General features: G+C 68.0%; 18 protein-coding genes. 12 read left to right on the forward strand and 6 right to left on the reverse strand.

Annotated features, from left to right (window positions below; genetic code table 11):
- The first annotated feature begins 174 nt into the window (after window positions 1-174).
- A complete protein-coding gene (locus tag EGK76_RS01830; protein ID WP_123831424.1) occupies window positions 175-1224 on the forward strand; it encodes a metal-dependent hydrolase in 1050 nt (349 codons plus the stop codon).
- Between the two features lie 94 nt (window positions 1225-1318).
- Here EGK76_RS01830 and dusB read toward each other — a convergent pair whose 3' ends face one another.
- From dusB to EGK76_RS01845, 3 genes are read right to left on the reverse strand one after another with little or no spacing between them, the layout of a single operon-like run.
- Window positions 1319-2314, reverse strand: coding sequence for a tRNA dihydrouridine synthase DusB (gene dusB, locus EGK76_RS01835; RefSeq protein ID WP_123831426.1), 996 nt, complete (start codon window positions 2312-2314; stop codon window positions 1319-1321).
- Between the two features lie 55 nt (window positions 2315-2369).
- On the reverse strand, window positions 2370-3320 hold the full coding sequence (locus EGK76_RS01840; RefSeq protein WP_123831428.1) for a ribokinase: 951 nt from the start codon (window positions 3318-3320) through the stop codon (window positions 2370-2372).
- Between the two features lie 53 nt (window positions 3321-3373).
- Window positions 3374-4672, reverse strand: coding sequence for a nucleoside transporter C-terminal domain-containing protein (locus EGK76_RS01845; protein ID WP_123831430.1), 1299 nt, complete (start codon window positions 4670-4672; stop codon window positions 3374-3376).
- A 697-nt stretch (window positions 4673-5369) separates the two neighbouring features.
- Between EGK76_RS01845 and EGK76_RS01850 the strand changes: the two genes are divergently transcribed.
- From EGK76_RS01850 to EGK76_RS01880, 7 genes are all read left to right on the forward strand, one after another.
- On the forward strand, window positions 5370-6341 hold the full coding sequence (locus tag EGK76_RS01850) for an aldo/keto reductase (RefSeq protein ID WP_123831431.1): 972 nt from the start codon (window positions 5370-5372) through the stop codon (window positions 6339-6341).
- A 131-nt stretch (window positions 6342-6472) separates the two neighbouring features.
- Entirely contained in the window at window positions 6473-6610 is a 138-nt protein-coding gene (locus EGK76_RS01855) for a hemin uptake protein HemP (protein WP_233580187.1), read from the forward strand.
- Window positions 6611-6978: 368 nt separating this feature from the next.
- On the forward strand, window positions 6979-7950 hold the full coding sequence (locus EGK76_RS01860; protein WP_123831438.1) for an SPFH domain-containing protein: 972 nt from the start codon (window positions 6979-6981) through the stop codon (window positions 7948-7950).
- 10 nt (window positions 7951-7960) lie between these two features.
- A complete protein-coding gene (locus EGK76_RS01865; RefSeq protein WP_123832033.1) occupies window positions 7961-8392 on the forward strand; it encodes an NfeD family protein in 432 nt (143 codons plus the stop codon).
- A 115-nt stretch (window positions 8393-8507) separates the two neighbouring features.
- Window positions 8508-9605, forward strand: coding sequence for a glycine cleavage system aminomethyltransferase GcvT (gcvT, locus tag EGK76_RS01870; RefSeq protein WP_123831440.1), 1098 nt, complete (start codon window positions 8508-8510; stop codon window positions 9603-9605).
- 69 nt (window positions 9606-9674) lie between these two features.
- Window positions 9675-10070 carry a glycine cleavage system protein GcvH gene (gene gcvH / locus EGK76_RS01875; RefSeq protein ID WP_096299632.1) on the forward strand — a complete coding sequence of 132 codons (396 nt, stop codon included), beginning with the start codon at window positions 9675-9677 and terminating at the stop codon, window positions 10068-10070.
- Between the two features lie 820 nt (window positions 10071-10890).
- The gene (locus tag EGK76_RS01880; protein ID WP_096299630.1) at window positions 10891-11439 is read left to right on the forward strand and encodes a histidine biosynthesis protein HisIE; all 549 of its coding nucleotides are present in this window, start codon (window positions 10891-10893) and stop codon (window positions 11437-11439) included.
- Window positions 11440-11736: 297 nt separating this feature from the next.
- On the opposite strand, the gene EGK76_RS01885 is transcribed toward EGK76_RS01880, so the two are convergent.
- Window positions 11737-13161: a serine hydrolase domain-containing protein gene (locus tag EGK76_RS01885; protein ID WP_123831442.1), complete on the reverse strand. Its 1425-nt coding sequence runs from the start codon at window positions 13159-13161 to the stop codon at window positions 11737-11739.
- Between the two features lie 82 nt (window positions 13162-13243).
- Here EGK76_RS01885 and EGK76_RS01890 point away from each other — a divergent pair, with 82 nt between their 5' ends.
- The 3 genes from EGK76_RS01890 to EGK76_RS01900 are packed head-to-tail and all read left to right on the forward strand — an operon-like array spanning window position 13244 to window position 16751.
- Window positions 13244-13849 (forward strand): LemA family protein, encoded by a 606-nt coding sequence (locus EGK76_RS01890; RefSeq protein ID WP_123831443.1) that lies wholly within the window; start codon window positions 13244-13246, stop codon window positions 13847-13849.
- Window positions 13850-13889: 40 nt separating this feature from the next.
- Window positions 13890-15836: a M48 family metallopeptidase gene (locus EGK76_RS01895; RefSeq protein ID WP_123831445.1), complete on the forward strand. Its 1947-nt coding sequence runs from the start codon at window positions 13890-13892 to the stop codon at window positions 15834-15836.
- A gap of 24 nt (window positions 15837-15860) precedes the next feature.
- Complete coding sequence (locus EGK76_RS01900; RefSeq protein ID WP_123831447.1) at window positions 15861-16751, forward strand: DMT family transporter; 891 nt, start codon at window positions 15861-15863, stop codon at window positions 16749-16751.
- Here the strand turns inward: EGK76_RS01900 and EGK76_RS01905 are convergent.
- Window positions 16748-18352: a choline dehydrogenase gene (locus tag EGK76_RS01905; RefSeq protein ID WP_123831448.1), complete on the reverse strand. Its 1605-nt coding sequence runs from the start codon at window positions 18350-18352 to the stop codon at window positions 16748-16750. The two genes, EGK76_RS01900 and EGK76_RS01905, sit on opposite strands and share 4 nt — an antisense overlap.
- A 119-nt stretch (window positions 18353-18471) precedes the next feature.
- Between EGK76_RS01905 and EGK76_RS01910 the strand changes: the two genes are divergently transcribed.
- Window positions 18472-19833, forward strand: coding sequence for an MFS transporter (locus tag EGK76_RS01910; RefSeq protein WP_123831450.1), 1362 nt, complete (start codon window positions 18472-18474; stop codon window positions 19831-19833).
- A 208-nt stretch (window positions 19834-20041) separates the two neighbouring features.
- On the opposite strand, the gene EGK76_RS01915 is transcribed toward EGK76_RS01910, so the two are convergent.
- Window positions 20042-22516: an acyl-CoA dehydrogenase gene (locus tag EGK76_RS01915; protein ID WP_096300682.1), complete on the reverse strand. Its 2475-nt coding sequence runs from the start codon at window positions 22514-22516 to the stop codon at window positions 20042-20044.
- Window positions 22517-22709: the final 193 nt, after the last annotated feature.

Consider the following 22709-nt stretch of genomic DNA (forward strand, 5'->3'; position numbering starts at 1 on the left):
TCGGCCGCCTGGCCGCACTCGCCGAAGCGCCAGACGGCCGCCTCCGGGCTGCGTCTGCTTCGCCTCGGGGCGGAGTGCCGGAGCTGCCTGCATGCACCGAGCCCAACGGCCAGGCGGTGTCGCGCCCCGCCCGCGCCCCGGCGTCGTGTCGTTAGCGGCTGCTAGCATCGGCCGATGGACTCGTTCACCCAGATCGTGCTCGGCGCTTCGGTGGCCGCGGCTGTCGTTCCTGCCACTGATCGCCGCGCCGCGCTCGCTGCCGGCGCCATCCTCGGCACCTTGCCCGACCTCGATGGTATCCCGATCGCGTTGATGACCGACGACCCGGTGCTGCGCATGACCCTGCATCGCGGGCTCACGCATTCGCTGCTGGTGTTGCCGTTGATCGCCGTCGCGATCTGGTGGCTGTTCAAGCGTTTCGGCAAGGGTCGCGTCGCGGCATCGCCGGTGCGCTGGTTCTGGGCGATAGCGCTTGCATTGATCACGCACCCGCTGCTCGATGCGTTCACCGTCTACGGCACCCAGCTGTGGTGGCCGCTGCGGCCACCGCCGGCAATGTGGTCGAGCCTCTTCATCATCGATCCGCTGTACACCATCTGGTTGCTGGCAGGCGTGCTGGTCGCGCTGTTTGCGGGGGCGCGCCCGCTCGGCAAGCGCGCACTGGTGTTCGGCCTGGTGCTGAGCACCGCGTACATCGGCTGGTCGCTGGTCGCCAAGACCATCGTCGACCGCGAGGCGGAGCGCAGTCTTGCGACCATGGGGCTGGCGGATGCGCCGCGCTTCTCGGTGCCGATGCCGGCCAATACCCTGCTGTGGCGTGTGGTGGCGATGACCCCCGACGGATATGTCGAAGGCTTCCGCTCGCTGGCCGCCGACCGGGGGCCGATGCGCTTCACGGCGTACGCGTCCGACACCCGCGCGCTGCAGGCCAATGCCGGACTGCCGGCGGTGCGGCGTCTCGCGTGGTTCAACCACGGCTTCGTGGGCGCGACCGTGGTCGATGACCGGCTGCAGCTCAGCGACCTGCGCATGGGCGCCGAGCCGGACTACCTGTTCCGCTTCACGGTGGCCGAGCGCGCCGACGGCGCCTGGCGCGCGGTGCCGCCGGTGCAGGCCGGCATGCCGCGTGACATCGCCGGAACCTTGCGGGCGACGTGGGCGCGGATCTGGCGCGAACCCGCATTGCCGGGCCTCGGCAGCGAAGAGGCTGTCGAGGCGCACTGAGGGGAGGGACGCGTCTGCTCGCTGCGGGCGCGCAGGGATCCCGGGGCGTGGACATCGTCAGTACGGGCGCGCGCACCCCGAGCAGGCGTCCGCGTCAGGCTGCGAGCGTCGGCCGGATGTCGCCCGCGATCAGTGCATCGAAGTACTCGTGCGTCAGCGCGATCTGCGCCTGCGCCGTCTCGGCGCGGTTGACCACGTTGCGGAATGCCGCGTTCTCCGGTCGATCCTTGGCGTACCAGCCCAGATGCTTGCGCGCGATACGCACGCCGGAGGTCTCGCCATAGAAGGCATGCAGCGCGGCAAGATGGTCGAGCAGGATGTCGCGGATCTCGGGCAGCGTCGGCGGCGCCAGATGCGTGCCCGAACTCAGGAAGTACGCGATCTCGCGGAAGATCCACGGCCGGCCCTGCGCGGCGCGGCCCACCATCACCGCATCGCAGCCGGTATGGCGCAGCACGGCCAGTGCCTTCTCCGGCGAGTCGATGTCGCCATTGGCGAGCACCGGAATCGTCAGTGCGGCCTTGATCGCGGCGATCGTGTCGTACTCGGCGGTGCCGGTGTAATGCTGGTCGCGGGTACGGCCATGCACGGCCAGCGCGGCGATGCCGGCGTCCTGCGCGATGCGCGCGATCGTCGGCGCATTGCGGTGCTCGGCGCACCAGCCCGTGCGGATCTTCAATGTCACCGGCACGTCGACCGCGCGCACCACCGCGTCGAGAATCCGCGCGACCAGCGCCTCGTCCTGCATCAGCGCCGAACCGGCCCAGGCGTTGCAGACCTTCTTCGCCGGGCAGCCCATGTTGATGTCGATGATCTGCGCGCCGTGGTCGACGTTGTAGCGTGCGGCCTCTGCCAGCATCGCCGGCTCCGTGCCGGCGATCTGTACCCCGACAGGCGCGGGCTCGCCGTCGTGGTCCATGCGACGCAACGACTTCTCGGTCTGCCAGAAGCGCGGGTCGCTGATCGTCATCTCCGACATCGCCAGCCCCGCGCCCAGCCGCTTGCAAAGCTGTCGGAACGGCTTGTCGGTGACCCCGGCCATCGGGGCCAGGACCACGTTCGGTTCGATGCGGTAGGGGCCGATCTGCATGCGCCATTGTCGCCGATCGGCGAGATGCGGGGCCGCGTGCGGCCGATTCCGGGGTTCAGTCGCCGGGGGTGAGCCGCGGCATCGCCAATGCGGCGCCGACGCGTTCGGTCGACAGGCCGGCGTAGCGATTGGCGAACCGCACGTGCGCGGCAAACGGCTGCGCGGGCGCGGCGGCATAGGCGGCTGCAAGGGCGCCGTTGAAGGCATCGCCGGCGCCGGTGGTGTCGACCGGTTCCACCTTCTCGGCGGCCACGCGGTAGAACGGCGCATCGTCGCCGCGCAGCAGGTCTTCCCGGTGCGAGACGAACGCGCCGGCTGCCCCGAGCGTGATCACCACCGTGCCGCGCGGCAGCAGGGTGCGGCACAGGCGGTGCAGCTGCGCGTCGGGCGCGCCGGCGATTTCGTCCCTGTCGATGCGATGGCTGGTATGGCGTTCCAGCAGCGCGGCGAACTCGGTTTCGTTCGGTGTGAGGATGTCGGCCGCGGCCAGCAGTTCGCGCAGGCACTGCGCGTTCGCCGGCGCGGGATTGAGCATGGTGATGGTGCCCGCGGCGCGCGCCAGGCGCATCGCTTCGAGCACGCTGTCGAGCGGCGACTCGAGCTGCGACAGCAGCACGCGCGCGCCAGCGAGCGCGGCGGCCTGCCGCCCCAGCCATGCGACGCTGAGATCTGCATTGGCGCCGGCGCCGATGACGATGGTGTTCTGGCCGGCTTCGTCGACATAGATGCCGGCGGTGCCGGTCGGCTGGGCGCTGTCGTGCACGCGCAGGTCGATGCCGTCGGCCTGGGCCAGCGCACGCGCCTGGCGGCCGCCTTCGTCGCCGCCAAGTGCGCACAGCAAGCCCGTCTGGGCACCCGCGCGGGCGGCCGCGATCGCCTGGTTGAAGCCCTTGCCGCCGGGGCCGGTGTGGTAGCGGCCGCTCAGCGTTTCGCCCGGACGCGGCAGTGTGGCGCAGTTCCAGACATGGTCGACATTGAACGACCCGACGACGACGACATGGCTCACGCGCACCTTCCCCTGTTCTGTATCCGCTCGCGCGACTTCAGAAAGAATCGAAATCAGGCACCGACGTAGGTCAGCACGCCGGCAATGGTGGCCGTCATCAGCGTGGCGATCGTGCCGCCGAGCACCGCGCGCAGGCCGAAGCGCGCAAGGTCCTGGCGGCGGTCGGGCGCGAGCCCGCCGATGCCGCCGATCTGGATCGCGATGGAACTGAAATTGGCGAAGCCGCACAGCGCATAAGTCGCGATCAGGCGGCCCTGCTCGCTGAGCGTCACGCCGTCGACGCGGCCGTTGACGATGTCGGCCAGCTGCAGGTACGCGACGAATTCGTTGATGACGATCTTCTGACCGATCAGCGAGCCGACCACCGACGCGTCCTGCCACGGCACGCCGATCAGCCAGGCGATCGGGGCGAGCACGAAGCCGAAGATCGTCGCCAGATTGGTGGGCTTGCCGATGGCCTCGGCCAGGCCGGTGACCTCGCCGATCCACTCGAGCGGGTAGTTCACCATCGCGATCAGTGCGATGAAGGCCAGCAGCATCGCGCCGATGTTCAGCGCCAGGCGCAGGCCATCGCCGGCGCCGGCGGCTGCCGCGTCGATGACGTTGCTGGTGGTCTTCTCGACCTCCATCTTCACCGTGCCGCGGGTCAGCGGCTCAGCGGTTTCGGGAATCAAAATCTTGGCGATGACCAGTGTCGCCGGCGCGGCCATGATCGACGCGGCCAGCAGATGCTTGGCGTAGAACGCCTGCTCTTCCGGGTTGCCGCCGCCGAGCATGCCGACGTAGGCGGCCAGCACGCCGCCGGCGATGTGCGCCATGCCGCCGATCATCATCGTGATGAGTTCGGATTCGGTCATTCGCGAGATGTAGGGGCGCACGGTCAGGGGCGCCTCGGTCTGGCCGATGAAGACACTGGCGCACACGCTCGTGGTCTCGGCGCCCGAGACCCGCATCACCTTGGTGATCGCCGACGCCATGACGCGCACGATGAACTGCATGATGCCCAGGTGGTACATCACGCCCATCAGCGCGGCGAAGAAGATGATCGTCGGCAACACCTGGAAGGCGAAGATGAAGCCGTAGGTCTCGATGTTCATCAGACTGCCGAAGATGAACTCCGAGCCGGCGTTGACGAACGAGAGAACCTTGACGAAGCCGTGGCCGAGCGCGTCGAACACCTCGCGGCCACCGGGTACGCGCAACACCACCGCAGCGAAGGCGATCTGCAACGTCACGCCGGTGGCGACGAGCTTCCAGTCGACCCTGCGCTTGTTGTTGGAGAACAGCCACGTGATCGCGAGCAGCACGGCCAGTCCAAACAGGCCGAAGCCGATCCGCGTCAAGTCATCCATCGTGGCCCCCGGGCCATTCGCCAAGTCGCGCAGCCTAGTGCAGCGGGCCGGCCCCGGCAACCATACCGGGCGTGAAAGTCATGTCATTCAGGCGCCATGCGCCTCCGCACGGCCGCGGCCCCCACGCCTGACCTGTTGCAGGCGCCCGCCCGCGCCGCCCGGGCAGGGCGGATGCGTCGCGCACAGGTCGGAAATGCGGTGGCCTCCGGCGCCTGCCAGGGAGCACCCCCGGACGCCCCACGCCCGGCCGCAGGCCAGCAGCATGCGGTGGACCCGGACGGTCGAGTCGCTCCCATGCGCCACCCGCCGGGCCGCAGCACGCACGCTTGGTCACGGATCCGCGACAGGGCTCTTCCTCTTTGAACATCGTCTGCAGAGGCACTGCGTCGGCACGGGATCTCCCGGAAGAGCCGGCGCGGGTCGGCACCGGCTTGAGCCGCCGAAACCCTCGGGCTCAGGCAGCTTCAAGGCCACCGAGCGCTCTTGTCAGCGCGCACCATCGCGTTGACGCGTCGCGTGCTGCGGCAGCCACGCCCGCTGGCTGGTCTTCAGATCGTGGCGGGAGCGTCTCCAGTCGCAGCTGGGTGCAGCGACGGCCGTCGTCATCGCCAGCAGCATCGGGCGCTCGACCCGGGCGGCCGCTCGCAGCCGGCGGGCATACTGGTCCACCCGTCCGTCGCCTGTTCCAGGAGTCTCCATGCAGTACCGCCGCCTCGGATCATCCGGCCTGCAGCTGTCCGCCCTGTCGTTGGGTGCCTGGGTCACTTTCGGCAGCCAGATCGGCCGCAGCGAAGCACGCGAGCTCGTGGCGACCGCGTGGGACCACGGTGTGAACTTTTTCGACAATGCCGAGGGCTATGCCAATGGCGCGGCCGAGCAGGTCATGGGTGACGTCATCGCCGACCTGCGCCTTCCGCGCGACGGCTACTGCGTCTCGAGCAAGGTGTTCTTCGGCGCCGCCGCCGACCCGCGACCCACCCAGCGTGGCCTGTCGCGCAAACACGTGCGCGACGCCTGCGACGCGGCATTGAAGCGTCTGCGCGTCGAGCATCTCGACCTCTACTTCTGCCACCGGCCCGATCCGGACACGCCGGTTGCCGAGACCGTCTGGGCGATGGATACGCTGATCCGCCAGGGCAAGGTCCTGTACTGGGGCACGTCGGAATGGCCGGCGACGCTGATCCGCGAGGCTGCGCAGATCGCCCGCACGCATCATCTGCACGGCCCGACCATGGAGCAGCCCGAATACAACCTGCTGAAGCGAGCCCGCGTGGAACTGGAATACGCGCCGCTGTACGCCGAACTCGGACTGGGCACCACGGTGTGGTCGCCGCTGGCCTCGGGTCTGCTGACCGGCAAGTACACCGGGGGTGTGCCTGCGGACAGCCGCCTCGCCCAGCCGGAACTCGCCTGGCTGAAGCGCAGCGTCCTGGGCGACGACGGTGATCGGCTCACGCGGGCAGGCCGTTTCGTCGCGCTCGCCGCCGAGCTCGGTGTGGCACCCGCGCCACTGGCGATCGCCTGGTGCCTGACCAATCCTCATGTGTCCACCGTACTGCTCGGCGCCAGCCGCACCGCGCAGCTGATCGAGAACCTCCAGGCGATCGAGTTGCTGGATCGTTTGGACGAGGCGACGTGGAGGCGTCTCGAAGCAGCCACGAGTGCATGAACTTGGCGCTTGACCCGTTAATGAGAATCACTATCATCGGATTTCCGATCGGAGGATTCGTCATGCGTGCAAGCCCGTTCCAGGATGCAGCCGTCTCCCGTAATGCCCGCGATGGCCGGAACGTCCATGCGTTGGCGCATACACCCCAGGTGCCGGAGCTCGACAGCGTGCAGTTGCTCGGCGGACACCGCGAGCTCTGCATCCGCCATGGCAACGAGGTCTATCGCCTGCGCCATACGCGCAACGACAAGCTGATCCTGACCAAGTAATCGCCAGCCAGGCTGGCGCCCGGTTACCGGGCCATTCGCTCGATCGTCCCGTGTTCGCGACGCGCGGATCGATGCGCGCACGCCTGCGCCGATGCGCGGAGGAGGGGCGAAGCCCCGGGATACGCGGCCGATCGCGGGCCTACACCTCACGATCAGGGTGCACGGCATGGCCTCGCGCCGGCCTTTCGCCAAAGGCGCAGGCCGTCGGGACGGCGGCGATGTCACTGCCGCCGGATAGAGGCGGTACGGGCCGTTGGATACACCACGGACAACTCGCCATGCGTCCAGCCCCGGCCCGGAGTGCGCGACGGGGCCGGCGCCTATACTCGGCCCGGCGGCATCAGCCGACCAATACAGGGAGAAGAAGAATGGGGACAGGGCTGTTTCTTGCGGTGGTGCTTGCGTTCGCCGGCGTCGTCGTGCTCTTCAAGACCGTGCGCATGGTGCCGCAGGGCTTCGAATGGACCGTCGAGCGTTTCGGCAAGTACACGCATTCAATGACGCCAGGCCTGCATTTCCTGGTGCCGATCGTCTACGGCGTCGGCCGCAAGATCAACATGATGGAGCAGGTGCTCGACGTGCCGAGCCAAGATGTGATCACCCGCGACAATGCGGTGGTGCGCGTGGACGGCGTGGTGTTCTTCCAGGTGCTGGACGCGGCCAAGGCCGCATACGAGGTTTCGAATCTCGAGATCGCCACGATCGCGCTGGTGCAGACCAACATTCGCACCGTGATCGGCTCGATGGATCTCGACGAATCGCTGAGCAACCGCGAGAAGATCAACGCCCAGCTGCTCAACGTCGTCGACCAGGCGACCAACCCATGGGGCATCAAGGTCACCCGCATCGAGATCCGCGACATCCAGCCGCCCCGCGACCTCATCGATTCGATGGCCCGGCAGATGAAGGCCGAGCGCGAGCGTCGTGCGGTGATCCTCGAGGCCGAAGGCCACCGCAGCTCCGCGATCCTGCGCGCCGAGGGCGAGAAGCAGGCTGCGATCCTCGAGGCCGAGGGCCAGAAGGAAGCGGCGTTCCGCGAGGCCGAAGCGCGCGAGCGCCTGGCCGAGGCCGAGGCCAAGGCCACCGAAATGGTCTCCAATGCGATTGCCCAGGGTGACGTGCAGGCGATCAACTACTTTGTGGCGCAGAAGTACGTCGAGGCGTTCAAGGAACTGGCGACCGCGCCCAACCAGAAGTTCGTGCTGATGCCGATGGAGACCAGCGGCATCATCGGGTCGATCGCCGGCATCGGCGAACTTGCCCGCGAGGCCCTGAGCAACCAGAAGTCGGCGCCGCGCGGCGCGCAGCCCCCGCCGCCGCCGTCACGCGCAGGCCTCTGACATGGACTGGCTGCGTTGGGACGTCGTGGGCTGGGGCGCGATCGCGTTGCTGCTGATGGCGGCCGAGACCCTGGTGCCTGGTGCATTCCTGCTGTGGATGGGCTTTGCCGCGGCGGCCGTGTTCCTGATCACCTTGTTCCTGCCTGGCCTCAGCCTGCTGGTGCAGGTGGCGCTGTTCGTGGTGCTGAGCTTCCTGTCGGTGCTCGTGTACCGCACCTGGTTCCGCGGCCGCGAACCGCAGAGCGACCATCCCACCTTGAACCGGCGCGCATCGCAGCACATCGGTCGCGTGGCGCCACTCGACCAGCCGATCATCGCCGGTCGTGGCCGGATCAAGATCGGCGACGCGTTCTGGATCGTCGAAGGTCCCGACCTGCCGGTGGGCACGCCGGTCCGCGTGGTCGGGACCGACGGCGTCAACCTGCACGTCGAGATGGCCTGACGGTCATCCGGCCGGGGCCAGGCGCGCATGCCTGGCCCCGGCTGCAGGAGCGGCTCGGGCCTGCTGGCGGCCGGCGACCTGCGATAATCCCGGCTTTCCGCAAGTGAGCCGGCAGATGACGCGCAAGACGATCCTCAACGATGCCCACCGCGCGCTCGGCGCGCGCATGGTCGATTTCGGCGGTTGGGACATGCCGCTCAATTACGGCTCGCAGATCGAGGAGCACCACCACGTGCGACGCGACGCGGGCATGTTCGACGTCAGCCACATGACCGTCGTGGATCTGCGTGGCGCCGGCACCCGCGATTTCCTGCGCAAGCTCGTCGCCAACTCCGTCGACAAGCTCAAGGTCCCCGGCAAGGCGCTCTACACCTGCATGCTGACCATCGAGGGCGGAATCGTCGACGACCTGATCATCTACTTCATGGCCGACGACTGGTTCCGCCTGGTCGTCAACGCGGCGACCCGCGAAAAGGACCTGGCGTGGATCGCGTCGCAGGCCGATGGGTTCGATGTCGTCGTCACCGAGCGCCCCGAGCTGGCGATGATCGCGGTGCAGGGACCGAAGGCGCGGGAGATCGTCGCCGGCCTGCTCGGCGAAGCCGATGCGGCAAAGGTCGCCAAGCTCGGCCGGTTTGCTGCCGCGGCGCTCAGCGGGACGGCGTTCGGCGATCTGTTCGTGGCCCGTACCGGTTACACCGGCGAGGACGGCTTCGAGATCGTGGTCGACGAAGCAAATGCGACTGCGCTGTGGACGGCGCTGCATGCAGCGGGCGTCGCCCCGGCGGGCCTCGGTGCGCGCGACACGCTCCGTCTCGAAGCAGGCCTGGCCCTCTATGGTCAGGACATGGACGAGACCGTCTCGCCCTACGAGGCGGCGCTCGGCTGGACGGTCGCACTCGACGAAGGTCGCGCATTCAACGGGCGCGCGCTGCTTGAGACGCAGGCCGGCGGAGCGCCGCGTCAGATGATCGGCCTGGTGATGGACGACAAGGGCGTACTGCGCCATGGCCAGGCTGTGGCGACCGCCAATGGTCCCGGCGAGATCCTCTCGGGCACGTTCTCGCCGACGATCGGCAAGGCGATCGCATTCGCACGCGTACCCGCAGGCGAGCCCGGCGCTGTGACCGTCGACATCCGCGGCCGCCAGGTACCGGTGCGCGTGGTGAAGTTTCCTTTCGTACGCAACGGTCAGCCCGCCGACGGCGTCTGATGCGCGCCGCGCGCGATCGTCGCTACACTAGCCTCCTCTTCCCGACAGCACGCGTTCCCGGAGCCGACCATGAGTGAAATCCCAGGCGACCTGAAGTTCCTGAAGTCCCACGAATGGGTCCGTATCGAAGGTGACGGCAAGGTCACCGTCGGCATTTCCGATCACGCCCAGGGCCTGCTCGGCGATCTGGTCTATGTGGAGCTGCCCGCGGTCGGCGAGACGGTCGAAGCCGGAAACGGCGTCGCGGTGGTCGAGTCGGTGAAGGCTGCGTCCGACGTCTATGCGCCGGTGTCGGGCACGATCACCGCCGTCAATGAAGCGCTGGCCGACAAGCCGGAAACGATCAACGAGGACGCCTTCGGCGAAGGCTGGCTGTTCGTCATCGAACTCAGCGAGCCGGAGCAGCTCAACGAGCTGTTGCCGCCTGACGAGTACAGTGAATTGCTCGAGGGCGAGGAAGACTGAGACGTCGCAAGACGTGGCGTCTCCCGACCGGCGCGTTCCGCAAGGAACGCGCCGGTTTCTTTTGGGCGCTCGCTCGCTGCGGGTCGATGCGAAGCGGCGTCGTTGATCGCACATGCGGTCGACGGTTCGCGACCTCCCGACGTCGTTCGAGGGCTGCGCATTTTTCGCGCAAACCGATCCTGCAGCCGCGCAAAGCCTTGGCATTCGTCATCGCACGATTTACGTAGCGGTAGGTTCGGTGATGGTTTTTTCACCGCACTGGAATCGGCGTTGCCTGTGTCGGGCTCGGGTCTGAAATTTTCAGGCCTTGCGAAGTTGATGCCTTGTTTTGTGGTGTTTCGCAAAAGCGGCTTCGCGTAGTGCGTGCACCGCGAGGTCCTGCGCGATGCGATGACCTTGTCGCGATGCCCGGGTGTGAGGCGACATGCGCGCGCTCGACCTTGCCGGAAAAATATCAACACCTGTTGACAGTGGAAAAAACCGTGATTAGGTTTCGCCGCAACAGACGTCTGCCGCCAAACGAGTGAGTCGAACGACACCAGCACGCAGCACAACTCGAAACTCCGCCAGCACGATCACAAGGTGGACGCGGGCATCGTCTTCGCTGCGAAACACGTCCACCCTTCATTCCGTCTCCGCGCCGTCGACCCGGCGCAGAGGTACCGTTTCACCAGGGCGACGTCGTGCAGTCGACGACCCTCCCTTCGAATCCGGTCGATGCGCGGTGCGCGTCGGCGGTTGTGCGCGGGTCCGACTCCCGCGCGCCGTTTGAGAACTGGGCCGTTGTACCTGCAAGTCCACTGACGAGGAGAGCCATTCCATGGCCACGAAGAAAGCTGCAAAGAAAGCGCCTGCCAAGAAGGCAGCCAAGAAAACCGCTACCAAATCCACCGCCAAGAAGGCAGTGAGTCGCGCGAAGAAGGCAGTGAAGAAGGTCGCCAAGGTCGCCAAGAAGTCGCCGGCCAAGAAGACCGCGAAGAAGGCCGTCGCCAAGAAGGCCGTGAAGAAGACCGCGAAGAAGGCCACGGCCAAGAAGACCGCAAAGAAGGCCGTCGCCAAGAAGGCCGTGAAGAAGACCGCGAAGAAGGCCACGGCCAAGAAGGCGACCAAGAAGACCGCCAAGAAGGCCACGGCCAAGAAGGCAACCCGGTCGACCGCCAGCAAGAAGGCCGCCACCAAGAAGACCGCGAAGTCGGCCACCAAGAAGGCAGCCACCAAGAAGACGGCTACGAAGAAGGCCGTCACCAAGAAGGCCGTCGCCAAGAAGTCGCCGGCAAAGAAGGCCGCGCAGAAGCGTACGCCGACCAAGCGCGCCCGCAAGTCCTCGGCACCTGTGGTGATCCCGACGATCCCGACGCCGCTGATCTGACGTCACAGAGTTCGTATTCGAAAGCTCTTCCTCCGCGTGCCCAGGCGGAGGAGGAGTTTTTTTATGTCCGTCTTGCAGGGCGCGAGTCCATGCCGCCTGGCCGCGCGCACGCGGGACGATCACCCGTCAGGAATGCGCACGTGCCGGGTGATCGGTGGTGGTGCGCGCCGACGCTCGCGGGGCGCGGTGGAGCACCGGCCAGGGCGGCCGCGCCCGCACGGCACCACGTCCTCGTTCTCTTTGCGGACGACCGTCGCGGTGCGCACGTGGCCGCGCGCCGCGGCGACGATTTCCCGCTTACTCCGGCGTCGCGTCCGCGCGGTGGGTGGTGCTGCCGCCCGTTGGCGATGCGGCAGGTGACCGCGTGCGCTGCGCATGCAGGGTTTCGAGATTCGGGTCCACGTCCACCCAGCGCTGCGGCGGCAAGCCGATGGCGCGGTCGAGGATCGTCGGCAGCATGCCCGAGGGCAGGCTGCTTTCGCTGTTCCACAGCACGACCATGCCGAAGTCGCGGCCCGGGATCAGTGCCATGAGGCCGCGATAACCCTGGACTGCGCCGCCATGGAAGACCACCCGCTCGCCGGCGTAGTCGTAGACACGCCAGCCCAGGCCATAGCCCGCGGCGTCGAGACGGTCGCGGCGCCACGAGGAATTGCGCATCTCCGGCGGGGTGCCGACGATGGGCGCCTGCAGGGTCGCCAGCAGTGGCGCCGGGAGCACATCGGGCCGATGACCGGTCTGCGCGACCAGCCACTGCGCCATGTCGCTGATGCTGGCATTGACCCCGGCCGCGGGCGCCAGGCGATAGTAGGTGGGCTTGGGCATCAGCGACGTCCAGCCGCCACCGGCGCGAACGTGCGGCTTGGCCCAGCGCGTGCTCGCCTGGATGCCTTCGAGACCGTAGCTCGCATCGTTCATGCCGAGAGGCTTGAAGATACGGCGCGAAACCGCCTCGCTGAAGAACTGCCCCGAGGTGGCGAACACGACGTCACCGACCAGGCTGAAGGCGACGTTCTGGTAGGCATAGCAGTTGCCGGGCTGGCAGCTCATCGGCGCCGACGCGAGGCGCTGCACCAGATCGTGATAGTCGGCGTTGCGTTCGATGTCGCGGTCGTAGGTGTTGCGGCCCAGGCCGACCCGGTGGCTCAGCACATCGGCAACGGTGAGCTGCTGCGCCGCCATCGGATCGGAGAACCGCAGCGAGGGCAGATAATCGACGACGTGGCTGTCCCAGCGCAGGGCGCCTTCGGAGACCAGCATGCCGGTGACGGTGCCGGCGAAGGATTTCGACAGCGACGCGAGGCGGAAGACGGTGTGCGCATCGACCGGTTCGGCCGCCTTGACGTCGGTGATGCCGTAGCCGCGGGCACTGAGCACCTGACCCTTGTGCACGATCGCCATCGCCATGCCGGGCACGCGCTGGTTGGCGACGAGGTCCTGCGCCATGGCTTCGAGCAGGGTGACGTCGAAGCTTGGCGCCAGGGGCCTGGTCTGGCCGGGTGCCACCGGCCGCGGCTTGACCGCATCCTCGCGGCTGACGATCGCCGGCCTGCCGGGCTGCTCGTCGAGCGGCACGATGGCGGTGACGGCGTCTTCGCCGTCGCTTTCGATGATGTCGGAGGCGGTCGGCGCCTGCGCGGCCGAGCCCAGCGCAGCGGGCAACAGCAGCCCGATCAGCCCCAGGCGTGCCAACGGCCGGCGTGAAGGATGTCGGCTTTTCATCGGACCTGCCCCCTGCGTATGCTCTGGTGCTGCGGCGATGATAGCGCCTGCGATCTCGATTGCATGAACAAGGGGAAGTTTGATGGCTAGCGCTTTGATCGTGCTGGGTTTGCTCGTCGCCGTGGCCGCTGGCCTCGCGCTCTGGGGGGTGGGTATCTACAACGGGTTGGTGACTGCCCGCAATGCATACAAGAATGCGTTCGCGCAGATCGATGTGCAGCTGCAGCGTCGCTTCGACCTGATTCCGAACCTGGTCGAGACGGTGAAGGGTTACCTGAGCCACGAGCGGGAAACGCTCGAAGCGGTGACCCGGGCGCGCAACCTGGCGCAGGCGGGCCTGTCGGCCGCCAAAGCCGATCCCGGCGATCCTGCCGCGATGGCACAACTCGCGCAGTCGGAGGGCGCGCTCAACGGGGCACTGGGTCGTCTGCTCGCGGTGTCGGAGGCGTATCCGGACCTCAAGGCCAGCCAGAACATGACGCAGCTCACCGAGGAGTTGACCAGCACCGAGAACAGGGTCGCCTTCGCGCGCCAGGCCTACAACGACTCGGTAATGGCCTACAACAACCGGCGCGAAGTGTTCCCCTCGAGCGTGCTCGCGGGCATGTTCAACTTCAAGCAGGCCGCGCTGCTCGACATTCCGGCCGACCGCGCCGAAGTGCGCGAAGCGCCGAGGGTGACGTTCTGACCCGCGGGCGCGCCGGGGGGACGCGCGGGGTCGCAGCCTGATGAATTTCTTCGAAGAACAGGCCCGGGCGCGACGCAACAGCACGCGCCTGGTCGTGCTGTTCGCGCTCGCGGTACTGGGCATCGTGGTGATGGTCGACCTGCTGGTGCTGCTGATGGTTGGCCCGCGCCCCGGCGCGCTGCTCGCGGCGGCGCTGGGCGCGGTCGCGGTGATCGGCCTGGGGTCGCTGTTCCGCATCGCGTCGCTGCGCAGCGGGGGCGAGCCGGTCGCGCTGCAGCTTGGCGGCGTGCCGGTGCCCGAAGACACTCGCGATCCGCATCTGCGCCGGCTGCGCAACGTGGTCGAGGAGATGTCGATCGCATCCGGCGTGCCGGTGCCGAAGATCTACGTGCTCGAACAGGAGGCCGGCATCAATGCCTTCGCGGCCGGCTATTCGGCGTCCGATGCGGTCGTCGCGGTGACCCGCGGCGCACTCGAGCGGCTCAATCGCGACGAGCTGCAGGGAGTCGTCGCACACGAGTTCAGCCATGTGCTCAACGGCGACATGCGGCTCAACATCCGGCTGATGGGCGTCCTGTTCGGCATCCTGATGATCGGCATCATCGGGCGCAAGATCCTGCTGCATGGCCGCGGCTTCCGGAACAGCGCGACGCTCGCCGTGATCGGCGCGGCACTCGCGGCCATGGCGGTCGGCAGTCTGGGCATGTTCTTCGGTCGCATGATCAAGGCCGGGGTGAGCCGGTCTCGGGAAATGCTGGCCGACGCCTCGGCCGTGCAGTTCACGCGCCAGACCGCCGGGATTGCCGGAGCTCTGAAGAAGATCGGCGGACTCGATGCGGGCTCCCGACTCGCCCACCGCGAGGATGCCGAGGAAGTCAGCCATATGCTGTTCGGCGAGGGCGCCGGGCTCAGTGGCCTGTTCGCGACGCACCCGCCACTGATCAAGCGGATCCAGGCGCTGGACCCCGGCTTCCGCGCCGAACAGCTCTCGCGCCTGCAGATGAAGTGGCGGTCCCTGCCACCGGACGGTCTGCAGGAGGATGTGGCGCTGGGCCTCGTGGCACCGGGCGAGGCTCTGCCGGGTGTGGATCGCGCGCTCTCGATCACGCCGCCAATGGTCGCGGCGCAGGTGGCGCAGCCGCGCGACGAAGATTACGAACGGGCGCACGCGCTGGTTTCGGCGATCAGTGATGCCCTGCACGACGTCGCCACCCATCGTGAAGCGGCCATGCCGCTGGTGCTGGCGTTGCTGCTCGACGCGCGCAGCGATGTGCGCGAGCGCCAGCACAGCGAGATCGTCGCCCGGCTTGGCGTCTCGGTGGCGACCGAGGCGGCGCATCTGCGCGAGACCTATCTGCTGACGCTGCATCCGATGCTGCGCCTGCCGCTCGCGGCGATGGCCTTTCCGGTGTTGCGTCGGCGCCCGCGTCCCGAGCTCGGGACGTTCCTCGATACCGTCCACGCCGTCATCCATGCCGACAATCGCGTCTCGCTGTTCGAATACTGCCTGGGCCGGCTGCTGGAAGTGCAACTACGCGAGGCGCTCGATCCCGGCCGTCATATCCAGTTCGGCCGGCGCAAGCCCGGCAATGTGAAGTCGGAATTCGCGACCCTGCTTGCGGTGGTCGCGCAGGCGGGTAATCCCGACGATGCCGCCCAAGCGCAGCGCGCCTATCTTGCCGGCATGCAGCGCGTGCTGCCCCGCGATCACGTGCCCTACGCGCCGCCCGCCGCCGGGGTGCAGGCGCTCGACGCGGTGTGGGAACCGCTCGATGCACTCGACCCCCTCGCCAAGCAGGTCATGGTCGAGGCGATCACTGCCGCGATCAGCCATGACGGGCAGGTCAGCGTGGCCGAATCCGAGTTGTTGCGCACGATCTGCGGGGTGCTGCACTGCCCGCTGCCGCCGACGCTGGAGCAGTCGCCGCGTGGTGGCGGCTTGGGCCAAGGTCGCAGTGACAGGGGCGCGCTCGCAGACCGACGATAGCGGACACGCCTGCTGCGGCCGTCCATGACCGATCCGCGTTCCCTTCTTTCCTCCAGTGCCACGCTCGGCACCGCATTCGTACTGCTGTGGTGCACCGGCTACATCGCCGGCAAGTTGATGGTGGCGTATGCCGCCCCGTTGACCGCACTCGTCTGGCGCTTCGGCCTGGCAGGGTTTTCGTTCGCGGTGTTCGCGCTGGCCACGCGTGCGCCCTGGGGGCGCCCGCGCGCGCTCATGCACAGCGCGGTGGCGGGCGTGCTGATGCTCGCCCTGCAGTTCGGTGGCGTGTACATGGCGATGGAGCGGGGCGCGGGTGCAGGCGTCGCCGCGCTGGTCATCGGCACGATGCCACTTGCGGTCGCCGTGCTCGCGGTGGCGACGGGTCAGGAGCGTCTGCGCGCGGTCCAGTGGTGCGGTCTGGTGCTCGGCATCGCAGGCGTCGCGCTGGTGGTGGCGGACCGGATCGGCGGTGAGGTGTCGTGGGCGGCGTGGCTCGCGCTGCTCGCCGGTCTGGCCGGCATCAGTCTGGGCACCGTCTACCAGAAGCGCCACGCATCAACGGTCGACCTGCGCACCGGGCTCGCCATGCAGAACATTGCGGCCGCGCTGGTGCTGCTGCCGGGCGCGCTGTGGGTCGAGGGGTTCCGGTTCGCCCATGCGTCGGATTTCTACCTGCCGATGCTGTGGACGGTGGCGGTCAACTCGATCGGCGGCTTCGCCCTGCTGTTCGTGCTGATCCGGCGCGGCGCGGCGACGCGCGTTGCTGCGTTGTTCTTCCTGATGCCGCCGGTGACCGCGCTGTTGGGCACCTGGTTCCTCGGCGAGCACCTGACCGCGCTCAAGCTTGCGGGGTTCGCGCTCGCCGCTGTCGGGGTCTGGCTGGTGGCCAGGCCGGCGGCCACCACCGCGCGCTAGCCCGCTGCGATCAGGCTGGCCGCGCGCTCGGCGATCATGATCACCGGTGCGTTCGTGTTGCCACCGGGCAGGGTCGGCATGACCGAGGCGTCGATGACGCGCAGGCCCTCGACGCCCCGCACACGCAGCTGTGGATCGACGACGGCGTCATCGTCGCTGCCCATGCGACAGGTCCCGGCCGGGTGGTACACCGACTCCGCTCTGGCCCGCACGAATTGGGCGAGTTCGGCATCGGACAGGTCGGCGCGCGGCGGGAACAGGGGCGTGCCGCGGACTCCGTCGAATGGCGACTGGGACAGGATCGTGCGCGAGATACGCGCGCACTCGACCATCATTCGCAGGTCGAAGCCTTCCGGGTCGCCCAGATAGTTCGCTTCGATGCGCGGTCTGTCGGCGATGCGGTTGCTGACGATCGAGATCCGGCCGCGACTGCGTGGTCGCAGGCTGCAGGCGTGCAGGGTGTAGCCGTCGCCCGGCAGCCGCTTGCGGCCATGGTCGTCCAGCAGTGCGGGCACGAAGTGGAACTGGATGTCGGCGCGCGCGTCCGGGGCGAGCGGCGAGCGGTAGAAGCCGCCGGCTTCGGCGAGGTTGCTGGTCCCGGGGCCGCGATGACCGCGGGCGAAGTATTCCCAGATGACCGCCGCTTCACTGATCCGGTCATAGCTGATGCGTTGGGTGGACCGGACCAGCGTGCAGATGTCGAGATGATCCTGCAGATTGCCGCCCACCTGCGGCGCGTCGTGGACGACAGCCAGTCCCTGCCGGCGCAGGTCCATTGCCGGGCCGATTCCCGAGAGCATCAGCAGTTGCGGCGAGTTGATCGCGCCGCCGCACAGCAGCACCTCGCGCGTGGCCGGCTGATGGAACGCGCCGCGCGCGGTCGAATAGACCACCCCATTGGCGCGTCCGTTTTCGAACGTCACCCGGCTGGCGAGCGCGCCGGTCTGGATCGTCAGGTTCGGCCGGGCGCGCGTCTCGCGGTCGAGATAGGCGACGGCTGCGGAACAGCGCGCGCCGTTGCGCTGGGTCACCTGGTAGAGCCCCACGCCCAGCTGCGACGGTCCGTTGAAATCGTCGTTGATGGGGAGCCCGGCCTGGCCCCCGGCTTCGACGAACATCCGGGACAACGGATTGACGTGGCGCAGATCGGTCACGCCGAGCGGACCGTCCGCACCGTGCCAGGCATCGGCGCCGCGTGTATTGCCTTCGCTGCGCCGGAACCAGGGCAGCACCTCGTCCCACGACCACCCGCTGGCGCCCTGCGCGGCCCACGCATCGTAGTCGGCAGGGGCGCCGCGGGTGTAGCACATGGCGTTGATCGAACTCGAGCCGCCAAGCACCTTGCCGCGCGGCCACCACAGGCTGCGACCCTGGAGCGCAGGCTCGGGCGCGGTGTCGTAGCTCCAGTTCACGTCCTTGCGGTTGACCAGCCTCGCGAGCCCTGCCGGCATGTGGATGAAGGGATGCGCATCGTTGGGGCCGGCTTCGAGCAGCAGCACACGCACGTCGGGATCGGCGCTGAGCCGGTGCGCCAGTACGCAGCCGGCGGAACCGGCGCCGACGATGATGTAGTCGTAGACGGGGGCGGGGCGCGGGGGCATCGGTGTACCGGTGGGGGAGGGGGCTAGAGGATATGCGCGCGCGCCCCATCGTGCCGGGCGCCGCGCTGGTCGCGGGCGGGGCGTTGCGTTAACGTGCCGCGTCCGTCTGCGAGCCTGCCATGCGTCCCCCTGTCATGACGCCGCCGCGCCCCCGGTTGCGCACCGCGCTCGCGGAGTCGCCGCCCCTGTGGTGGGCGCTGCTGTATTTCTTCTGCCTGCTGTGCGGCTACTACGTCCTGCGTCCGGTGCGCGACGCGATGGGAGCCTCGTCCGACGCGGCCGCGGTCTTTCCGTCGTTCCTGCTCGACTGGGCGACGGCGCGTGGCATCGCGCTTGGCGACTTCACCCTGCAGGCGCTCTTCAGCGGCACCTTCGTGGTGATGCTGCTGCTGCAGCCGCTCTATGGCGCGCTGGTCTCGCGCTTTCCGCGACGGGTGTTCCTGCCGGTCGTGTATCTGGTCTTCATCGCCTGCCTGCTGGGGTTCCGCTGGGCCTTCGATTCAGATCTCCAGGGTCGCGGCGCGCTGTTCTTCATCTGGATCGCGGTGTTCAACCTGTTCGCGGTCAGTGTGTTCTGGAGCTTCATGGCCGATGTATTCGACAACGAGCAGGCCAAACGCTATTACGGCTACATCGGCGCCGGGGGCACCATCGGCGCATTCGTCGGTCCGCTGATCACCACCCTGCTGGTCGACCGGATCGGCGTCGCCAATCTGACCCTGGTCTCCGTAGGGTTCCTCGGCGTGTGCCTGCTGTGCATTCTCAGGCTGCGCAGCTGGGCCCTCCGCAACGAGGGCTCACGCGCTGTGCAGGGCGAGCAGGCGATCGGCGGTTCGATCTGGGCGGGACTCAAGCTCATCGCGGCCGACCCGCTGCTGCGTGGCCTGGCGATGCTGATGTTCTTCGGTGTCGGCGTCGGCACGTTGCTCTACAACGAGCAGGCCGCCATCGTGCGTCGGCTGTATCCGACGGCCGAGGCGGCGACGCGCTACTACTCGATGATCGACTGGGCGATCGCAAGCCTGACGATCCTCGTGCAGTTGCTGCTCACCCGCTGGCTGCTGCGCCGCTATGGCGTGGCGCCGCTGTTGCTGCTGCCGGCGATCGCCATCCTGCTGGGTTTCTCCCTGCTCTCGGCATCGCCGCTGCCGCTGCTGGTCGCGATGGTCCAGGTGGTGACGCGTTCGAGCGAGTTCTCGCTGGCCAAGCCGGCGCGCGAGACGCTCTACACCCGGGTGGACCGGGAATCCCGCTACAAGGCCAAGGCGGTGATCGACACCGCGGTCTACCGCGGCGGCGACGTGACCTTCGTCTGGGTGCACAAGGCCTTGGCCACACTGGGCTCGCAGATGGTGTTCGTGGCCGGCATCGGCATCGCGCTGGGAATGACCTTCGGCGCATGGCGGGTGATCCGCGCCGAGCGCGGGCTGCCCACTCAGCCGACACCGGACCGGTCGGCGGAACGCCCCGCAGCCAGGTGATGCCCCGGCGTAATGTCCGAGACGACAGGCGCGCTTCTTTGAAGGCAGGGATGTCGAGTAGCCGGCCCCGGGGTCGCGGATACGCGGATCGAGGCGTCACCGCTGCGGCCATCATTGCGCCAGGTGGAGGAGTGCCTCGATCGGAGTGCCGGATACGACAACGGCGGGCTTGCGCCCGCCGTTGCCGGTCTCATGTCACGTGTGGTGCTCAGGCGGCTTCGCGCGACTCGGACTGCTGCGCCGCTGTCCGGAAACCCGCCGAGCGCAGTTCCTCGGTGTCGAAATCATCGACGGTGATCACGTCCAGGGTGAGCTCACGCAGCTCCTCGAGCTGGGCGCGCTCCTCGGCAGTGATGTGGCCTTCGCGCACCGCCTCGTCGAGCTGCGAGGCGTAGTCCAGAGCCTCGATGCCCTTGCTCTTGAGCGCCTTGAGGAACTTGCGCTCCACCGGCTCGGCCGCAATCGCCTTGGCCAGGTAGCTGTCGATGCGGCCACCCGGGTTGTTCTCGCCCGGAGTGAGGAAGACACCCTCGGCCAACCGCGCACGCGCCTCGTTCGGCGCCATCAGCAGCGCTGCGACCCGGCGCGACAGACGGTCGCCGGGGGCCTCGGCGCGACGGCCCAGCGGGAAGATCAGCGCCCACATCAGCCAGCCCACCGGGCGGATCGGGAAATTGCGCAGCGCATCCGACAGCGCGGTCTCGATCTTGTGCACGCTGTCGTGGAATGCCCAGGCCAGCAAGGGCTGGTCGGCCTGCGGCGCGCCCTCGTCGTGGTAGCGCTTGAGCATCGCGCTGGTCATGTAGATGTGGCTCAGCACGTCGCCCAGGCGACCAGACAGCGACTCCTTGAACTTCAGCTTGCCGCCGAGCGTCAGCATCGACACATCGGCCATCAGCGCGAGGTTCGCCGAATACCGGTCGAGCTTGCGGAAATAGCGGCGGGTGTAGTCGTCGCCGGGTGCGGCGCCGATCTTCGCGCCGGTCAGGCCGAACCAGATCGAACGCACCGCGTTGGAGATCGCGAATCCGATGTGGCCGAACAGGTTGCTGTCGAATTCCTCCAGGCCGCGCTTCTCGTCCGGATCCTGCGCTGCCTTCATTTCCTTCATGACCCACGGATGGCAGAGGATCGCCCCCTGGCCGAAGATCAGCAGGCTGCGCGTCATGATGTTCGCGCCCTCGACGGTGATGGCGATCGGGGCCGCCTGCCAGCTGCGGCCGGCGAAGTTCTTCGGGCCGAGAATGATGCCCTTGCCGCCGATCACGTCCATGACATCGCTGATGACCTCACGGCTCATCGAGGTGCAGTGGTACTTCGCGATCGCCGACGGCACCGACGGCACGTCGCCACGGTCGACCGCGGCCGCGGTCGCCTGCGACAGCGCACTGATCGCATATGCCTTGCCGCCAATGCGTGCCAGCGCCTCCTCGACGCCCTCGAAGCGGCCGACCGAGAGGCCGAACTGCTTGCGGATCCGCGCGTATGCGCCGGTGACCACCGCACCGGCCTTCGCGCCGCCGGAAGCGGTGGAGGGCAGGGTGATCGAGCGGCCGACCGCCAGGCACTCGTTGAGCATGGCCCAGCCCTTGCCGGCCATCTCGGCGCCGCCGATCAGCTGGCTGAGCGGAATGAAGACGTCCTTGCCGCGGATGGGGCCGTTCTGGAATGGGGAATTGAGCGGGAAGTGGCGGCGGCCGATCTCCACGCCTGCGGTATCGCGCGGCAACAGCGCCAGCGTGATACCGATGTCCTGGGTGTCGCCGATCAGGCCGTCCGGGTCATACATGCGGAACGCCAGGCCGATCAGCGTGGCGACGGGCGCCAGCGTGATGTAGCGCTTGTCGAACGTCAGCCGGACGCCAAGTACGTTCGCGCCGTTCCATTCGCCCTTGCAGACGATGCCGTAGTCCGGGATCGACGTCGCATCGGAGCCGGCGAACGGGCCGGTCAGGCCGAAGCAGGGCACTTCCTGGCCCAGCGCGAGGCGCGGCAGGTAGTGGTCCTTCTGTTCCTGGGTGCCGTAGTGGTTGAGCAGCTCGCCCGGGCCGAGCGAATTCGGCACGCCGACGGTCGAGCTGACGACGCTCGAGATCGACGACAGCTTCTGGATGACCTTGTGGTGGGCCAGCGCCGAGAAGCCAAGGCCGCCGTAGGCCTTGGGAATGATCATGCCGAAGAACTTGTTGACCTTGATGTAGTCCCAGAGTTCGGGCGGCAGGTCGGCATGGACGTGGGTGATCTCCCAGTCGTTGATCATCTTGCACAGGGTTTCGACCGGACCATCGAGGAAGGCCTGCTCCTCGGCGGTGAGCTGGGGCTTCGGATAGTCGAGCAGCTTCTGCCAGTCCGGGTCACCGGTGAAGAGCTCGCCCTCGAAACCGACCGAGCCCGTCTCCAGTGCGATGCGTTCGGTCTGCGACAGCGGCGGCAGGACCTTGCGGAAGAACTTCAGCAGCGGCGCGGTAATCAGCGCCTTGCGCACGGGTGCGATCAGCAGCGGCAGTGCGATCGCTGCAACCAGCAAGGCGGCGACCGCGGTTGCGACGCCATTGGCACCCAGCAGCCAACAGGCGAGCAGGACGGTGACGGTGATCGCCGCCCAGTACGCCAGACGCAGACGGTGATAGGCGGCAAAAGCGCCCACCAGCAGGAAAGCAAGGAAGGGGATCGCGACGCTCATCATGAACTCCGGCAGTCGGCATAGCAGAGAAAACGGAGCCGACGCCGCGACGGCGCCGGCTGCAAGGGCGGGGCCCTGTGCTAACCGTACGCTCGAGTATGGTGACGAGTCTGGCCCGTGTCAATGCTGCCATCGGCGTCGTGTCGGGGGCGTCGATACTGTTGCAGACCGAGGCGTATGGATAGACTGTGGC

This window comes from Luteimonas sp. 100069 (genome assembly GCF_003813845.1).
GTDB classification, from domain to species: Bacteria; Pseudomonadota; Gammaproteobacteria; order Xanthomonadales; family Xanthomonadaceae; genus Luteimonas; species Luteimonas chenhongjianii.